Below are 16,629 nucleotides of genomic sequence, written 5' to 3' on the forward strand. Positions count from 1 at the left end.
TCCCCCGTTTCTGCTTTTCTTTGCGATGCACACCAAAACGCCAAAGCACCAGCGCGCGCTTCCGCACGCGGCTGCCGGCCGGTCTCAAGACTATTGGAGTTTGGGCGCTCGCCCGCTTTCCCAGGGCGCTTGGCTGCGCCGCTTGACGGCCGAGACATCAGGTTCGACCGCGAGAAATCCGCCACGGCACCGGAAAGCCGGCGCCATCGTGTCATCACCCTATGTCACGCGGAAATCTCAATTGCAAGAACAATCTCAATTTTGCGACAATACTCTAAGCCGGCGTCAGACCAGCTCCGAGGACGCCTCCTTCGGCGGCGACTGTGCGATCCCCGAGCGATCGAGCGCCGCCCGCAGCACTGCCCCGGCTTCGCTGCCCTTGAGGGCGCGGCGCCAGAGCCCATCGGCGATGTCCTCGTAGAGGCGTACCGGCTCCTCATCCGCGGTCAGCATGGCGATGCCGGACCGGAGATTCGGCAATTCACCGCCCAGGCGGAACGGGCTCAGTCCAAGCAGCGTCTTCTCCGCAGTCCGGAAGAGCTGGAAGGTGATGTTCGGCACCGCTTCCTCGATCAGGCCGATCTGCACGCCCATCGGCTCGCTCTCGATCAGCCCGATCAGATGCTCGACCTCCATGCGCGCCGCCAGGCGTCGCCGGGCCTGCTCGGCGGCCGGCAGGTTGAAGCGTCCGACCACGCCGAGCTTGAGCCAGCGCTCGATCTCGAGGACATTGACGAAATTGACGACGCTCAGCCGGCGGCGCTTGCGGGCATTCTTGCGCTCGTCGAGGATCGCGATGATCGCATCGATCTCGGCCACGGCCTGCTCGCGCGCGACATGGGGCGGCAGCGCCTCCACCAGGGTCTGTCGCAAATGGGCGGAGTAGCCGTCCGAGGTCAGGAGATAAGACAGGGGCGGGAAATGCGCGATGACCTGGTCGGCCTGCTCCTCGATCTGCCGCATGCGCTCGAAATAGCTGACCGGACTGGAGTAGTACTCGACCCCTGCCCCGAGCAGCGAGGCGACGGTCGTCTCCAGCAGCGTCGCCAGCCGCTCCAGGGTCTCGATCTTGACGACGCCCCCGGCCTCGATCCGGTAGACTGCCGCCCGCGAGATCCCGAGACGTTCGGCGACATCCTCGGCCTGGAGCCGGCGCCCCAGGCGGTAGGCCTTCAGCCGCTCACCGATTTCCTCGAACCGGATTGCCATCGAGCCGACCTCACCTGCCATATCATCTGAATCTCAGATTTTAGACAGCCTAGTCGATCCGGGATGCAATGCGAAGCGTGATCGGTTGTTTTCAACGCCCAGTATCACGCCCCAGTCGAGCGTGGACGCGCCGAACCTGCCCAGCCCTGCCGATCAGCCCGGCTTGATGCCGGCCTCTTCGACCACGCGGTTGGCGCGCTGGATCTCGGCCTCGATGAACTTGGCGAAGCTCGCCGGGTCCTCAGTCACGGCCTCCGCGCCGAGCGCCGTCAGCTTCTCGACGATCTCGCGATCCTTGGAAGCCGCCTGCACCGCCGCGTTGACGCGCTGCACCGTCTCGGCCGGCAGGCCCTTCGGGCCCCAGAGGCCGTACCAGAGCGTGAAGTTGAGATCAGACAGCCCCTGCTCGCCCGCAGTCGGCACGCTCGGCAGGAGCCCGCTGCGCTGCGCGCCCATGATCGCGAAGGCGCGCACCTTGCCGTCGGTGACGAAGGAAAGGGCCGAGCCGAGCGGAGCGACCATCAGCGGCACCTGCGCGGCGACGACATCGGTGATCGCCGGGGCCGTGCCGCGATAATTGACCAGTTCGGCGCTCGTGCCGGTGCGGCGTTTGAAGCTCTCGGTGGCGAGATGGCCCATGCTGCCCAGCGCCGAATTGGCGAAGGTGTACTCACCGGGCTTCGCCTTCATGTCGGCAATCAGCCCCTGCATGGTCGCGGGCGTCTTCATCGAGCCGATCAGCACCATCGGCGAGGTCGCGAAGCGGGAGATCGGCGTGAAATCGGCCAGCGGGTCATAGGACACGCTGCGCATCACATGCCTGGCCATGATGTGGATGTCGGCATTGGTCAGATAGGTCGCCCCGTCCGGCGCCGAGCGCGCGACCTCGGCCGCGCCCAGCGTGTTGCTGGCGCCGGCCTTGTTCTCGACCACCCAGGATTCATCGAGCGCCGGCGCAACGCGCTGGGCATAGAGCCGGCCGATGACGTCGATCGCCCCACCCGCCGCGGCGGGCACGACGAGCCTGACGATCTTGCGTTGGGCGAAGGCGGCACGGGGCGCGAGCGCGGCGCCAGCGAGCCCGGTCAAGGCGGCACGTCGTGTGATGATCACCTGGTTTCCTCCGGATTGGGCCGCGTTAGCCGCGGTTCTCGGCTTCAGTTCGAAAGGCCGTCTGCTGTCCTCGATCTCGACTTGCAGCGGAGCCCGGCGCGGCAAGGCGGTGCCGTCAGGTGCTTTTGCAGCTCGCTCTACAAGATAAGGACGCATACTTATTATCAGTATACATCGTATCTTGGCGCTGTCAAACGGCGAGCCGCCCGAACCCGGCGAAGCGGAGTTCGCGCGGCCGCTTTGGCCCCAATCGCGATTGCGGAAGAAGCCGCGCCCTCAGGCGGCGTCGGAGGAGCGAACTGCGTCCAGTCGCAACGGCACGCGGGAGGCTTCGTTGTTGAGCTCGACGAGCTGCCCGAGCATGCGCATGAAGATCTCGCGATCCCCTGGCGCGAGCGGGGCGAGGATACGCTCCTGGGCCCGCTGCGCCAACGGCTCGGCTTCCTTCAGGATGCGCTCGCCCTTGGGCGAGAGGTGCAGCACCTTGACGCGCTTGTCGTCCTTGCTGCCGGAGCGCTGGATCAGCTCCTTGGCTTCCATGCGCTCCAGCACGTTGCCGAGCGTCGAGCGGTCGAAGGCGACGAGGGCCGACAGGCGGGTCGCATCGATGCCGGGATTGTCGCGCACCGTGACCAGCGCCGCGAACTGGACGGGGGTGAGATCGACCGGCGCGCATTCCTCGAGAAAAAGCGAGACGGCGATCTGCTGCGCGCGCCGAATAAGATGGCCGGGCATATGATAGATATCGTCCATCGACATCGTCGCTTTGCTTTGCTTTGGCGGGACAACAGAAGATCCCGCCGCCTGAAGAAATTCGCCGCCAACTCTTCATTGGCGGCAGGATGGAATACAGTACCATCACTAGGTTTATTTCAATTATCGATTGTATACTTTCATTCTGTGAGCTGTCAAACGGCAACGGCCGGGGCGACTGATGTTCCTCCGCGCCGCGCCTGCCCGGCCCAAGGCAGTCCGGCCGGGTAACGCCTGGCTCGGGCGACGGAGAGCCTCAACCGCGCCTTTCGAAGCCTGCCCCGGCAAAAGCCGTTTGGAAGGCGGCTTTCAGGCTCGCAGCGTCGAGCGATTCCAGCCAGGGAAGTCGGCCTAGAATCCGGACCTCGCCCATCTTGCCGATGATGCGTTCCGTCTCGGGTTGCGCATGCCCGATGAACGCGACCCCGAGCACCGGAACGGAGCGCCGGCGCAAGGCGTCGAGCGAAAGCAAGGTGTGGTTGATCGTGCCGAGCTGTGTTCGCGCGCAGAGGACGACCGGCCGACGCCAGTGCGCGAAGAGATCGAGAAAGGTCCGGCGATCGGTGAGCGGAACCATCAGCCCCCCGGCCCCTTCGATGATCAGAGGGGCCGTGAGCCGCGGCACCGACAGTCGCTCCACATCGATGGCGACACCGTCAATCATCGCGGCATGGTGCGGGGATGCCGGAGTGCGCAGCCGGTAGGCCTCCGGAACGAGGTGATCAGCCGGCACACCGCCCAGCCGAACCACCGCCTCGCTGTCTGTCTCGCCATCGAGGCCTGACTGGATCGGCTTCCAGTAACAGGCGCCAAGATGGTTCGAGAGAGCTGCTGCAAATACCGTCTTGCCGATGCCGGTGTCCGTTCCGGCAATAACGATCACCTGATTCACGGCGCACCAGCCAAGGGAGCACTGGCAGCGGCTCCGCTCGCGTGAGCCGGGACCTCCATTTCGCCGGGCTCCGCTGAATGCTTGGTTCGCATCCCGAGCTTTTCGAGGAGCGCCGCGTCCTTGTCGCGACCGGGGTTGTTCGTCGTCAGCAGAACGTCGCCCGAAAAGATCGAACTCGCTCCGGCCATGAAGCACAGCGCCTGCATCTCGTCGCTCATGGCCTGACGGCCGGCCGACAGGCGCAGGACACTCCGAGGCATCAGGATGCGCGCCACCGCAACCAGGCGAACGAAGGCGATGGCATCGACCGGCCGTGCCTTGTCCATCACCGGGGTGCCCGCGATCGGCATCCACATGTTGAGAGGCACGCTCTCCGGAGGGCGCTCCAGCGCAGCGAGTGTCGCAAGCATCGCGATGCGGTCTTCGACGGCTTCGCCCATGCCGACGATACCGCCGCAGCAGAGCTTTATTCCCCCGGCGCGAACGCGCGACAGGGTTTCCAGCCGGTCGTCGATCGTCCGCGTGGTGATGATCTGCGGATAGAAGGCCCGGGAGGTATCGATGTTGTGGCTATAGAAGTCGAGGCCGGCCTCGGCGAGGCGCCCGACCTGCGGCTCGCTGAGCATGCCGAGCGTGACGCAGGTTTCCATTCCGAGGGCCTTCACGCCTCTGATCATGGCGCAGATGGCCGCCATGTCGCGATCCTTCGGGCTGCGCCAGGCCGCTCCCATGCAGAAACGCGTGGCGCCCCCGGCCTTGGCGCGGCGCGCTTCGGCAAGGATATCGGCGAGCTCCATCAACTTGGTCGCCTTGACGCCGGTCTGGTAGCGGGCGCTCTGGGAACAGTAGCCGCAATCCTCCGGGCAGCCTCCCGTCTTGACGGACAACAATGCGGCGGCCTCGACCTCGTTCGGGTCGAAATGCTGCCGGTGCACGCTCTGCGCCCTGAACAGCAATTCGGGGAAAGGCAGGGCATAGATCGCCCTCGCCCGTCCCTGCATGTCGTCCGTCTGCGGCACCCTTCCCTGCTCGCCGGGCGCATCGACGCGATGGGCCTCGGCCTTCATCGACCGACCCTCCCGATCAGCCGGGGCGGAACGAACAGCGCACCGACGGCCACCATGGCGATGTTGATCAGGTCGCCGAGGATGAACGGTGTGAAGCCGAGCGGAATGATCTGGTTCAGGGGCACGAAGAATGCGAGCCACGGAAGTCCCAGCGCGTAGGTGATGCCGAGGCCGGCCAGCATCGCGAGCACCCGCCCGATCGTGCCGCGGCCGATGGCGAGAGATCCGGCGACCCAGCTCCCCGCGAGATAACCGAGGAGGTAACCACCTGTCGGACCTACCATATAGGCCAGGCCGATGCCGCGCTCCGGCGATCCCGAGAAGACCGGCAGACCTGTCGCACCGACGGCGAGATAGGCAAAGAAGGTCGCGGTGGCGAGACGCGGCCCCGTGGCGACGGCAAGAGCCATCACCGCCAGCGTATGCAGGGTCATCGGCACCGGCCAGGACGGCACGCGAACCTTGGCGCAAAGCGTGATCAGGGCAACGCCGAGAATGATGACGCCCGCGCTCCTGGCGAGTGAGCGGACCGAGGTTTCGGCAAAGGGAGTGGATGAGTTCACGGTATCCTCGTTTATAGATAATTTTTGATTCGATCTATTAATTCTCACAGAATTCAGATCTATCGCAATAGTGCGATCGATAATCACGTCCGGTTCGGATGCTGAGGACGCGGGCGTAGATGAATAAATCCAGCAATTTTCGTCTGCTAGCATGACCTGAATAATTATAGATAATTTTGGAAGAATGAAGCCAGAAGCGCCCAGGTTGGATGCACAGCCCCCCTGCTGACCCGCGCCGACCGGCGGGCGCGACACTCCAGTTGACATCCGAAATTCAGCAAGTATCCTGTTAATCAGTATACGGACGATCTGATGGCGATCGCCGGATGGGAGGTTGGCGCGACGGTTCCTGATGCTGGACACCGGTGTCGCCTACGCAGGCTGAACAGCTTGCAGCCCGCCTGCCCCTTTGATCGTCTGGCTGGTCAGGCTGCTTGGCCGCCCATCGGCAAGGCCTGGCCTGTGGACATTCGACGAGGCGACTTCGGAGAGACCGACCTATGTGCACGTCTGACCATGGCACCCACCCCATCGCCGTCGACCTGGCCGACACGGCCACCGCCTCGGCCGCGCCCTCGCCGGAAATCGTCGCGGATCTCGTTTCGGCCAACCACATCCTGTTCGACCAGGGCGTCGTCGACGCGTTCGGCCATATCAGCGTGCGCCACGACAAGCGACCGGACCGCTTCCTGCTGGCGCGTAACATGGCGCCGAGCCGGGTCGCCGCCGAGGACATCGTCGAGTTCACGCTCGATGGCGAGGCGGTGAACGCCAATGGCCGCAAGGTCTATCTCGAGCGCTTCATCCACGCCGAGATCTTCCGCAAGCGCCCGGATGTGATCGCCGTCATTCACAGCCACTCGCATTCGATCGTGCCGCTCAGCGTGGTCAAAGGCACGCGGCTGAGGGCGATGTTCCACATGGCCGGCTTCGTCGGCCAGGGCGCGCCGGTCTTCGAGATCCGCGAGGCCGGCGGCGACGCCACCGACCTGCTGATCAGCAACAACCATCTCGGCCGGGCGCTGGCCGAGCATTTCGACGGGCATGACATCGTCCTGATGCGCGGCCATGGCTCGACCGTGGTCGGCGGCTCGATCAAGCAGGCGGTCTATCGCGCCGTCTATGCCGAGCTCAATGCGCGCTATCAGCTCCAGGCGATGCAGCTCGGCGAGGTCACCTATCTCACCGAGGGCGAAAGCCGGGCCTGCGTCGCCAGCATCGAGGCGCAGGTCCACCGCCCCTGGGAGATGTGGCTCGAACAGGCCCGCGCCCGCCGGCGCTGAGACGCCGGCCGCTTTCGATCCTCTCAATCGTCCTGCCTCACCGAAGGTCGCCGCCATGCAGTTCCATCTCAACGGCTTCCGGACCGGCGATCCTGCCGTCTCCGAGCCGGCCACCAATCTTGTTTCCTCTGCCCGGGACTCCCTGCCGCAGGAGGTCGACGTCCTGATCGTCGGCTGCGGTCCGGCCGGGCTGACGTTGGCGGCGCAGCTCGCGGCGTTTCCCGGGATCACCACGCGGATCGTCGAGCAGAAGCCCGGGCCGCTGGAACTGGGACAAGCCGACGGCATCGCCTGCCGCACCATCGAGATGTTCGATGCCTTCGGCTTCTCCGAGCAGGTGCTGAAGGAGAGCTACTGGGTCAACGAAACGGTGTTCTGGAAGCCCGACGCAGCCCGGCCGGGAGCTATCACCCGCAGCGGCCGAATCCAGGACGTCGAGGACGGGCTCTCCGAATTCCCGCATGTGATCCTCAATCAGGCCCGGATCCACGACTTTTTCCTCGACGTGATGCGCCGCTCGCCCAGCCGGCTGGAGCCGGATTATTCCCGGCGCCTCATCGACCTAGAGATCGACAGCGCCGCGTCGCACCCGGTGACGGTGCGGCTGGAGCGGCTCGATCCCGCGCATGAAGGCGAGATCGAGACGGTCAGGGCCCGCTATGTCGTCGGCTGCGACGGCGCCCGCAGCGCCGTGCGCAAGTCGATCGGGCGGGCGCTGGAGGGCGATTCCGCCAACCAGGCCTGGGGCGTCATGGACGTCCTCGCCGTCACCGATTTCCCCGATGTGCGGCTGAAAGCACTTATCCAGTCCGCCGGCGAAGGCACGATCATCATCATCCCGCGCGAGGGCGGCTATCTGATCCGCATCTATGTCGAGCTCGACAAGCTTGCCGAGAACGAGCGGGTCGCGAGCCGCAATATCGGCGTCGAGCATCTGATCGCGGCAGCGCGGCGCATCCTGCGTCCTTATACCTTCGAGGTGAAGGAGGTCGCCTGGTGGTCGGTCTACGAGATCGGCCAGCGCCTCTGCGACAAGTTCGACGACGTGCCGGCCGACGAGGTGGAACGGCGCCTGCCCTCCGTCTTCATCGCCGGCGATGCCTGCCACACCCACAGCCCGAAGGCCGGCCAAGGCATGAACGTCTCGATGCAGGACGCCTTCAATCTCGGCTGGAAGCTGGCCGCGGTCCTGCGCGGGCACTGCCCACCGGAGCTGCTGCACAGCTACTCGGCTGAGCGCCAGGCGATCGCCAAGGAACTGATCGATTTCGACCGGGAATGGGCGAAGATGCTGAGCGCGTCCCTGAAGACCTCGGAGACCGGCGACGGCGTCGATCCCAAGGAGGTCGAGGCCTATTTCGTGAGGCACGGGCGCTACACGGCGGGCACCGCGACCCGCTACGCGCCCTCCCCGCTAACCGGCGAGCCCACTCATGCCGATCTCGCGACAGGATTGCCGATCGGCGCGCGCTTCCAGTCCGCGCCGGTGATCCGGCTCGGCGACGCCAAGCCGGTCGAGCTCGGCCATGTCGCGCGGGCCGATGGCCGCTGGCGCCTCTACGCCTTTGCCGACCAGGCTGATCCGTCCTCGCCGACATCACACCTGCGCACGCTTTGCGATGCTCTCACGACCTCGCCGGCCTCGCCCCTGCGCCGCTACACCAAGGCGGGCGACGACATTGACTCGGTCATCGACCTGCGTGCGATCCTGCAGCGGCCGCATCGCGAGGTCGCCGTGGAGGCGCTGCCCACCCTGCTCCTGCCGCGCAAAGGCCGCCTCGGTCTCATCGATTACGAAAAGGTGTTCTGCCCCGACATTAAAAGCGGCCAGGACATCTTCGACCTGCGCGGCATCGACCGCGAGCGCGGCTGCCTCGTGATCGTACGGCCCGACCAATACGTCGCGAACCTGCTGCCGCTCGACGATCACGCCGCCCTGGCCGCGTTCTTCGCCGCTTTCATGCTGCCGCAATCCGCCACCGGCTAAGTGCGGTCGACGCGGTCCACTCACTCCCGCTGTGACCGAGATCATTTGCGCCATGGCTGGCCGTCGCGTCTTTTCCCGCTGACGCGGCTCGTCGGGCGGCCTCGCCGAGGCGAGACTGGCGTTCCCTCGCCGCCTCGATTGCCAAGCGCGGGCCAACTCCATATGTCCGGTGACGTCGGCTCTCCCGCCCGGCCAGGACTTCCGGTCTCGCTTTTCATGACACGCGACATCGCTGCGCGGCGGCATCAGGCCATCTTGGCCACTCTCGACCAGCAGGGCTCGGTGACCGTCGAGGAACTGGCCCAGTCGCTCGACGTCTCGCGCGAGACGGTCCGGCGCGATCTCAAGGCCCTCTCCGCGGGCGGCCTGCTCTCGGTCGTCCATGGCGGCGCGGTCCGGCATGAGCGCTCGGAGGCATCCTTCGCCAGCCGCCGAGCGATGAACCGCGCAGGCAAGGAGAAGATCGCCGATCTTGCAGTCTCGCTGCTCGGCGACGGCATGACCGTCCTGCTCGACTCCGGCACCACGACCGAGGCCCTCGCCCGCGCAATCGCGCGGTCGGACCGCAAGCGATTGATCGTGCACACCACCTCGCTCGAGAATGCCCGGCTGGTCAGCCGGCTGGCGGGCGCCCGCGTCTTCCTGATCGGCGGTGAATTCGACCGTAACGAGGATGCGACCGGCGGCGCCGAGACCTTGCGGGCAATCGCCCGCCTCTCCGCCGACATCGCCTTCGTCAGCGTCGGCGGCGTTGGTCCGGACGGGCGCCTGACCGATTATACTCGCGCCGGAGCGGCGATCCGCGGCGCCCTGCTCGGCGCGGCCGAGCAGGGCTTCCTGATGGCAGACGCCAGCAAGTTCGGGCTCGTCCTGCCAAGCCGCATCGGCGACGACGCGCCGTTCGCCGGCCTCCTCGTCGACCAGGCTCTGCCCGCGCCGATCGCCGCGAAGCTGGCGGAACGAGGGGTCAGTATACGCATCGCTTAATTTGACCGTTTTTGTGGTTTTTTGTTGTTTTATGATTCGAGCGCGCTAGACTGCGGTCCATCGCGGAGGCGCTCATGTCCATTCCCACCAAGTCTCGTGTCGTCATCATCGGCGGCGGTATCATCGGCTGCTCGCTCGCCTATCACCTGACCAAGCTCGGCTGGCGCGACGTGCTGCTGCTGGAGCAGGGTCGCCTGTCCTGCGGCACCACCTGGCATGCGGCCGGCCTCGTCGGCCAGTTGCGCAGCCAGTCCAGCATGACGCGCCTGATCCGTTATTCGACCGAGCTCTACGCCTCGCTGGAGGCCGAGAGCGGGCTCGCCACCGGCTGGAAGCGCTGCGGCTCGGTCTCGGTCGCCCGCACGCCCGAGCGCATGACACAGCTGCGCCGGACGATCTCGGCCGCCCGCGCCCAGGGTGTCGAGATCGAGGAGCTCAGCCCGAAGGAGGCCGGCGACAAATGGCCGGTGATGCGCACCGACGATCTCCTCGGCGGCGTCTGGCTGCCTGGCGACGGCAAGGCTAATCCGTCGGACATCACCCAGGCGCTGGCGCGCGGCGCCAGGAACGGCGGCGCGATCGTGCGCGAGGGCGTCCGTGTCACCGGCGTGGAAACGGAGAAGGGCCGGGTCAAGGCCGTGCTCACCGACCAGGGGCGCGTCGAATGCGAGGTGCTGGCGATCTGCGCCGGGCAGTGGTCGCGCGAGGTCGGGCGGATGTGCGGCGTCTCGGTGCCGCTGCATTCGGCTGAGCACATGTACATCGTCACCGGCAAGATCGCGGGCGTGACGCCCGACCTGCCAGTGATGCGCGATCCCGACGGCTACACCTACTACAAGGAGGAGGTCGGCGGCCTCGTCATGGGCGGCTTCGAGCCGGACGCCAAGCCCTGGGGCATGGAGGGCATCCCCTACCCGTTCGAATTCCAGCTCCTGCCCGACGACTGGGACCAGTTCGCGATCCTGATGGAGAACGCGCTGCAGCGCGTCCCGGCTCTGGAGACGGCGGAGATCAAGACCTTCCTCAACGGCCCCGAGAGCTTCACGCCCGACAACAACTTCCTGCTCGGCGAAGCCCCGGAGGTCGCCGGCGTCTATGTCGGCGCAGGCTTCAACTCGATGGGCATCGCCTCGGCCGGCGGCGCCGGCCGCGCACTGGCCGAATGGATCGTCGCGGGCGAGGCGACCAGCGACCTCTGGCCGGTCGACATCCGCCGCTTCGCCGACTTCAACAACAACCCGGCCTGGCTGAAGGATCGCATCAAGGAGACGCTCGGCCTGCACTACGCCATGCCCTGGCCCAACCGCGAGCTCGACACCGCCAGGCCATTCCGACGCTCGCCGCTCTATGACCGCCTCGTCGCCAAGGGCGCCGTCTTCGGCTCGAAGATGGGCTGGGAGCGCGCCAACTACTTCGCCCGCAGCGAGCACGAGCGCACGATCGGCTACTCCTTCGGGCCGCAGAACTGGTTCGAGACGGTCGCCGCCGAGCATCGCGCCTGCCGCGAGGCGGCCGGCCTCGTCGACATGAGCAGCTTCGCCAAGTTTCTGCTGCAGGGACCGCAGGCCGAGGCCGCGCTGCAGCGCCTTGCGGCCAACGACGTCGCCGTGCCGGTTGGCACCTCCGTCTACACCGCCTTGCTCAACGGCCGCGGCACCTTCGAGAGCGATCTCACCGCCGCCCGCATCGCGCCCGACACCTATCTGCTCCTCACCGGCACCGCCCAGGCGACCCGCGACGCCCACTGGATCCGGCGCCAGCTTCCTGTCGGCGTGACGCTGACGGATGTGACCTCGGCTTATGCCGTGCTCTCGATCTGCGGCCCGAAGGTGCCGGAGATCCTGGCTAGCGTCTCGCCGACCTCGTTCGATCCCGCCGACTTTCCGGCTAACGCGATCCGCCAGATCACGATCGGCTATGCCACCACCTGGGCCTGCCGCCGCTCCTATCTGGGCGATGGATTCGAGCTCTATGTGCCAGTCGAGTTCGCAGCCGCCATCTACGATACGCTGCACGAAGCCGGCGCCGATCTCGGCCTCGTCGATGTCGGCTACTACGCCGTCGACTCGCTGCGCATCGAGAAGGGCTTCCGCGCCTGGGGACGCGAGCTGACGCCCGACGTCAACCCCTATGAGACTGGGCTCGGCTTCGCGGTGAAGCTGAACAAGGGCGATTTTCTTGGCCGCGAGGCACTGGTGGCAGCCCGCGCGGCGCCGCGGAGCAAGCGTCTCATCGCCCTGGTCGGCCCCCGCCCGGACGGGCAGATGGCCTGGGGTGGCGAAGCCATCCTGGCCGACGGCAAGCCGGTCGGCGAGATCACCTCGGCGGCGTTCGGTGCGACCATGGACGGAATCGTCGCACTCGGCTGGGCCGAAAGCCACGAGCCGATCGACCAGGCCTGGCTCGACGCACGCAGCTGGACGATCGATCTCGCGGGCACGGCGACACCCGTGACCGCCAGCCTTGCTGCCCCGCTCGACCGCAAGTCAGGCCAGAGGACATAGACCATGGTCGACGTTCATTCCGCGCATGTCCCGACCCCGGTACAGGACTTCAAGGTGCAGAAGCCTGACCGTATCCTGACGCTGTCCTGCGAGGATCGCCCGGGCATCGTCCACGCCGTCAGCGGCGTACTCTACCGTCATGGCTGCAACATTCTGGAGAGCGCACAGTTCAGCGATCCGCGCGACGCCCGCTTTTTTATGCGCGTCGCCTTCGCGACGGGCGAGGGCTTCGACAAGGCCGCGTTCAAACGCGAGTTCGACGGTGTCGCCGGCACCTTTCGCATGGAGTGGGACGCGGTCGAAGCCGCCGCCCCCGCGCGAGTGCTCCTGATGGTTTCCCGCTTCGGCCATTGCCTGAACGACCTGCTGTTCCGGCAGGCCACGGGCAATCTCAACATCGAAATCCCCGCCATCGTCTCCAACCATCGTGATTTCGAGGCATTGGCGCGCAGCTACGATATCCCTTTCCACTATCTGCCGGTCACGCCTGTCAACAAGGCCGAGCAGGAAGCACGGCTGCTCGAAATCGTCGCGGGGACCAGTTCCTCACTGGTCGTGCTCGCCCGCTACATGCAGGTGCTGTCGAACGATCTTTGTCGCGCGCTCGACGGGCGGGCGATCAACATCCATCACTCGTTCCTGCCAAGCTTCAAGGGCGCCAAGCCGTATCATCAGGCCTATGATCGCGGCGTGAAGCTGATCGGCGCGACCGCGCATTACGTCACCCCCGATCTCGACGAAGGCCCGATCATCGACCAGGACGTCGCGCGAGCCGAGCACTCGCTCGCGCCGGACGACCTCGTAAGCGCCGGAAGGGATATCGAAGCCGTCGTCCTGGCCCGGGCCCTGCGCCTCCACATCGAACGGCGGGTGATGCTGGCCGGCCGGCGCACGGTCATCTTCCGCTAAACCCCTCCCCCCTCGCAGCACCACTCGCAGCCGGAGATTCACGTGAGCGCCCGCATCCTCGACGGCCGCGAGATCGCGCGCGATATTCGCGCCGAAACCGCTCTGCGGATCGCCGGGCTCACCACGAGAACCGGGATCGTTCCGCATCTCGTCGTGATCCTTGTCGGCGAGAACGCCGCCTCGCGCGTGTATGTCGAGAACAAGGTCCGCGCCTGTGCCGAGGTCGGCATCAAATCCACTCTCATCAGGTTCGACGCCGGCATTTCGGCGCAGGAACTCATTTGCGAGATCGAGCGCCTGAACCGGTCTCCCGATGTCCACGGCATCCTCGTGCAATTGCCGCTGCCGCCTCATCACGACATCCAGGCCGTCTTGCGGACGATCTCGATCCACAAGGATGTCGACGGCTTCCATCTTTACAATGTGGGCGGTCTGGTCGTCGGCAAGACGATCTTCTCGCCCTGCACGCCCTATGGCGTCATGCGCATGCTCGATCACGCCGCGATTCCGGTCGAGGGGCGCAATGTCACGATCGTCGGGGCCAGCAACATCGTGGGCAAGCCGATGGCGCTGATGATGATGGCGCGCGATGCAACCGTCTCGGTGTGCCATGCCAAGACGCGCGATCTCGCTCAATACACCATCCTGGCCGACATCCTGGTGGTTGCGGCCGGCGTGCCCAAATTCATCGGGGCGCAGATGGTCCGTACCGGAGCGGTCGTGATCGATGTCGGGATCAACCGCGACCCGCAGGGCAAGCTGCAGGGCGATGTCGACTTCGACGCCGTAAGAGCCAAGGCGTCCTATATCACGCCCGTCCCGGGCGGCGTCGGGCCGATGACCGTGACGATGCTGCTCGTCAACACGGTCTCCGCGGCGGAACGGATCGCTGCAAGCGCGAGTATGCACTCCTTGCGTCAGAGCGACCTCGCAGCGGATCTCTCAGTCGAGGTTGGCTGAGGGGAAGCTCAGGCGAAGGCTACATTGCGCGCCTGTGCCCGCAGCCGCGGATCATGCGAGCGGATCTGCACCAGTTTCCCCTCCAGGACCTCGAAGCAGCGCGCCAGCGTGTCGTCGGAGAGTCGCTGCATCGCCTCGGCGGTGAAGAAGGTCAGATGCGGGAACAGGATGACGTCGTCGCGCCCGAAGAGCGGGCTGAGCAGATGTCCTTGCCGGGTGAGCGGTTCCTGGCTGTAGACATCGAGGCCGACGCCGCCGAGCCGCTCGGCCAGTACCGCCTCGACCAGCGCCGCCTCGTCGACCAGCGCGCCGCGCGAGACATTGACGAGGATGGCGCCGGGCTTGAGGCAGGCAAGCTCCGCCTGGCCGATGACATGGCGGGTCGCGGCGTTCAGAACGCAGTGCAGGGAAACGAAGTCGCATTGCCGCAGCATCGCGTGGAGGTCGCAGGCCTTCTCGATCCCCGCCGCATCCATCACCTCGGCATCGACATGCGGATCGTAGCCGAGCACGCGGGCCCGGAAGCCCTGCCCCGCCATCCGCGCCATGCTGCGCCCGATCTTGCCGGCGCCGACGAGCCCGAGCGTCGCGCCGGCAATGTCCCGGCCGAGCCAGCGCTGCGCCGGCCAGATCCAGCCCTCGCTCTGCATGGCGCGGCCGATCTCCGGCATCCGCCTGGCGAGCGCGATCATCAGGGCAAAAGCGCCTTCCGCGACGGTTTCCTCGGCATATTCGGGCACGTTGACGACCGGAATGCCGCGAGCCATCGCCGCCGGGATGTCGATCGCGTCGATGCCGACGCCGTATTTGACGATGCCCTTGAGCCGCTTGGCTGCCGCAATCACCCGCGCCGTGATCGGCGTGTAGCACATCAGCAGGAGGTCGGCGTCTGCGACCTCCCGCGCCAGCGCCTCCTCTGAAATCCCGTCGGGCAAGGTGACGAGCTCGACGCCGCGGGCGCGCAGGCCAGCGTCGATCTCAGGGCATTCCAGTTCCCGGTCTGTGCGGACAGCCTTCATCACCGCCCCCTCAACCCGCCAGGATCGCCTGCTCGACGATGTCGAGCGCCCGGTCGAGCTCGGCCCGCGTGATCACCATCGGCGGCGACAGGGTGAGGACATTGCCCTGGCTGATCTTGAAGCTCAACCCGCCTTCGAGGCAGCGATAATAAACGCGCTCGGCGAGAGCATTGTTCGGCGTGAAATCGGCGCGATCTTTAACCAGCTCGACCCCGAACAGCAGGCCGCGCCCGCGGACATCGCCGATCGAGGGGCAGCGCTCGCTGAAACTCCGCAGCCGCTCCATCGCATGGGCGCCGAGCTCGGCGGCCCGCTCGGTCAGCCCCTCCTCGCGGATGATGTTGATCGTCGTCAGCGCCGCGCGGGTGGTGACCGGGTTCTTCTCATGGGTGTAGTGGCCGATGGCGTAGCCGCCGGCCACGTCGAGATCGCGGCGGGCGATGACGGCGGCGATCGGCAGGATACCACCGCCCAGCGCCTTGCCGAGCACGACCATGTCTGGCTGCACCTCGTCATGTTCATGGGCGAAGAAGCGCCCGGTCTTGCCCAGACCAGTCGGGATCTCGTCGAAGATCAGCAAGGTGCCGTGCCGGTCGCAGGACTCGCGCACGCTCTTCCAGAAGCCCGGCGCCGGCGGATAGGGCGTCGCCCGCATTGGCTCGGCCACGACGGCGGCGATGTCCCCTTCTTTCGCCAGCACATAGGAGATCATCTTCGCGCAGGCCCGAGCCGAATCCTCCAGGTTGTCGTGGCCATAGGCGCAGTTGCGGTTGCCCCAGGGCGCGACATGCTCGGCGCCGGGCAGCAGCGGGCCGGCGATGCCGGAGCGGAAGGTCGCCTCGCCGCCGACGCTGGAGGCGCCGAAGCCGGCGCCGTGGAAGGCGTCCCAGAACGACAGGGTCTTGAACCGGCCGGTCGCGGCGCGCGCGAGCCGTAGCGCCACCTCGATCGCATCCGAGCCGCCGGTGGTGAAGAGCACCTTGCCGAGATCGCCCGGCGCCAGCCGCCCGAGCGTCTCGGCGAGCTCGACCGCGGGCTCGCAGGTGAAGCGGCGCGGCGAAAAGCAGAGATCGTCGAGCTGCGCCTTGATCGCCTCCTTCAGGCGCGGATGGCCGTAGCCGATATGATGGACGCTGTTGCCATGGAAATCCATGTAGCGCCGCCCCATCGTGTCCTCGATCCAGATGCCCTCCGCCCTGGCGATGGCGGTGAGGCAGGGGCTCGACAAGCTCTGATGCAGGAAGGCAGCGGAGTCGCGCGCCAGCAGCTCGCGCGTCGCCTCGTCGCCGATGCCGGCGTTCCAGCCGCTGCGGGCCGCAGAGGTATTGGACTCGCCCTCTGTGTGGACGATCGCGGAAGCTTCGGCGCGCATGAGCTGTTCCC

General features: G+C 66.5%; 14 protein-coding genes. 6 read left to right on the plus strand and 8 right to left on the minus strand.

What is annotated here, in order from left to right; genetic code table 11:
• Nucleotides 1–285: 285 nt before the first annotated feature.
• From GV161_RS01700 to GV161_RS01725, 6 genes are all read right to left on the minus strand, one after another.
• Complete coding sequence (locus GV161_RS01700; protein ID WP_152012140.1) at nt 286–1,209, minus strand: helix-turn-helix domain-containing protein; 924 nt, start codon at nt 1,207–1,209, stop codon at nt 286–288.
• A gap of 153 nt (nt 1,210–1,362) precedes the next feature.
• Nucleotides 1,363–2,322, minus strand: a complete 960-nt coding sequence (locus GV161_RS01705; RefSeq protein WP_152012139.1) for a tripartite tricarboxylate transporter substrate binding protein — start codon at nt 2,320–2,322, stop codon at nt 1,363–1,365.
• 276 nt (nt 2,323–2,598) lie between these two features.
• Nucleotides 2,599–3,081, minus strand: coding sequence for a MarR family transcriptional regulator (locus GV161_RS01710; RefSeq protein WP_152012138.1), 483 nt, complete (start codon nt 3,079–3,081; stop codon nt 2,599–2,601).
• 250 nt (nt 3,082–3,331) lie between these two features.
• Complete coding sequence (bioD, locus tag GV161_RS01715) at nt 3,332–3,967, minus strand: dethiobiotin synthase (RefSeq protein WP_152012137.1); 636 nt, start codon at nt 3,965–3,967, stop codon at nt 3,332–3,334.
• Nucleotides 3,964–4,968 (minus strand): biotin synthase BioB, encoded by a 1,005-nt coding sequence (gene bioB, locus GV161_RS01720; RefSeq protein WP_244623908.1) that lies wholly within the window; start codon nt 4,966–4,968, stop codon nt 3,964–3,966. The genes bioD and bioB overlap by 4 nt, the downstream gene beginning before the upstream one ends.
• Before the next feature lie 62 nt (nt 4,969–5,030).
• Nucleotides 5,031–5,597 (minus strand): biotin transporter BioY, encoded by a 567-nt coding sequence (locus tag GV161_RS01725; RefSeq protein ID WP_244623877.1) that lies wholly within the window; start codon nt 5,595–5,597, stop codon nt 5,031–5,033.
• Between the two features lie 500 nt (nt 5,598–6,097).
• Between GV161_RS01725 and GV161_RS01730 the strand changes: the two genes are divergently transcribed.
• From GV161_RS01730 to GV161_RS01755, 6 genes are all read left to right on the plus strand, one after another.
• Entirely contained in the window at nt 6,098–6,880 is a 783-nt protein-coding gene (locus GV161_RS01730; RefSeq protein ID WP_152012135.1) for a class II aldolase/adducin family protein, read from the plus strand.
• A gap of 55 nt (nt 6,881–6,935) precedes the next feature.
• Nucleotides 6,936–8,867 (plus strand): FAD-binding monooxygenase, encoded by a 1,932-nt coding sequence (locus GV161_RS01735; protein ID WP_152012134.1) that lies wholly within the window; start codon nt 6,936–6,938, stop codon nt 8,865–8,867.
• A gap of 216 nt (nt 8,868–9,083) precedes the next feature.
• Nucleotides 9,084–9,854: a DeoR/GlpR family DNA-binding transcription regulator gene (locus GV161_RS01740; RefSeq protein WP_280179015.1), complete on the plus strand. Its 771-nt coding sequence runs from the start codon at nt 9,084–9,086 to the stop codon at nt 9,852–9,854.
• Between the two features lie 74 nt (nt 9,855–9,928).
• A complete protein-coding gene (locus tag GV161_RS01745; protein ID WP_152012132.1) occupies nt 9,929–12,358 on the plus strand; it encodes an FAD-dependent oxidoreductase in 2,430 nt (809 codons plus the stop codon).
• A gap of 3 nt (nt 12,359–12,361) precedes the next feature.
• Nucleotides 12,362–13,267 carry a formyltetrahydrofolate deformylase gene (gene purU / locus GV161_RS01750; RefSeq protein ID WP_152012131.1) on the plus strand — a complete coding sequence of 302 codons (906 nt, stop codon included), beginning with the start codon at nt 12,362–12,364 and terminating at the stop codon, nt 13,265–13,267.
• 42 nt (nt 13,268–13,309) lie between these two features.
• Nucleotides 13,310–14,227 carry a tetrahydrofolate dehydrogenase/cyclohydrolase catalytic domain-containing protein gene (locus GV161_RS01755; protein ID WP_152012130.1) on the plus strand — a complete coding sequence of 306 codons (918 nt, stop codon included), beginning with the start codon at nt 13,310–13,312 and terminating at the stop codon, nt 14,225–14,227.
• An 8-nt stretch (nt 14,228–14,235) separates the two neighbouring features.
• Here GV161_RS01755 and GV161_RS01760 read toward each other — a convergent pair whose 3' ends face one another.
• Together GV161_RS01760 and GV161_RS01765 are read right to left on the minus strand one after the other, a co-directional pair.
• The gene (locus GV161_RS01760) at nt 14,236–15,246 is read right to left on the minus strand and encodes an NAD(P)-dependent oxidoreductase (RefSeq protein WP_152012129.1); all 1,011 of its coding nucleotides are present in this window, start codon (nt 15,244–15,246) and stop codon (nt 14,236–14,238) included.
• Between the two features lie 10 nt (nt 15,247–15,256).
• Nucleotides 15,257–16,618: an aspartate aminotransferase family protein gene (locus GV161_RS01765; RefSeq protein ID WP_152012128.1), complete on the minus strand. Its 1,362-nt coding sequence runs from the start codon at nt 16,616–16,618 to the stop codon at nt 15,257–15,259.
• Between the last annotated feature and the right edge of the window lie 11 nt (nt 16,619–16,629).

This window comes from Bosea sp. 29B, from assembly GCF_902506165.1.
Taxonomy (GTDB): domain Bacteria; phylum Pseudomonadota; class Alphaproteobacteria; order Rhizobiales; family Beijerinckiaceae; genus Allobosea.

Coding starts and splice junctions, on each gene's coding strand:
- GV161_RS01700 (WP_152012140.1), bottom strand. CDS start 1,209: ATGGCAATCCGGTTCGAGGAAATCGGTGAGCGGCTGAAGGCCTACCGC.
- GV161_RS01710 (WP_152012138.1), bottom strand. CDS start 3,081: ATGTCGATGGACGATATCTATCATATGCCCGGCCATCTTATTCGGCGC.
- bioB (WP_244623908.1), bottom strand. CDS start 4,968: ATGCAGGGACGGGCGAGGGCGATCTATGCCCTGCCTTTCCCCGAATTG.
- GV161_RS01730 (WP_152012135.1), top strand. CDS start 6,098: ATGTGCACGTCTGACCATGGCACCCACCCCATCGCCGTCGACCTGGCC.
- GV161_RS01735 (WP_152012134.1), top strand. CDS start 6,936: ATGCAGTTCCATCTCAACGGCTTCCGGACCGGCGATCCTGCCGTCTCC.
- GV161_RS01740 (WP_280179015.1), top strand. CDS start 9,084: ATGACACGCGACATCGCTGCGCGGCGGCATCAGGCCATCTTGGCCACT.
- GV161_RS01745 (WP_152012132.1), top strand. CDS start 9,929: ATGTCCATTCCCACCAAGTCTCGTGTCGTCATCATCGGCGGCGGTATC.
- purU (WP_152012131.1), top strand. CDS start 12,362: ATGGTCGACGTTCATTCCGCGCATGTCCCGACCCCGGTACAGGACTTC.
- GV161_RS01760 (WP_152012129.1), bottom strand. CDS start 15,246: ATGAAGGCTGTCCGCACAGACCGGGAACTGGAATGCCCTGAGATCGAC.
- GV161_RS01765 (WP_152012128.1), bottom strand. CDS start 16,618: ATGCGCGCCGAAGCTTCCGCGATCGTCCACACAGAGGGCGAGTCCAAT.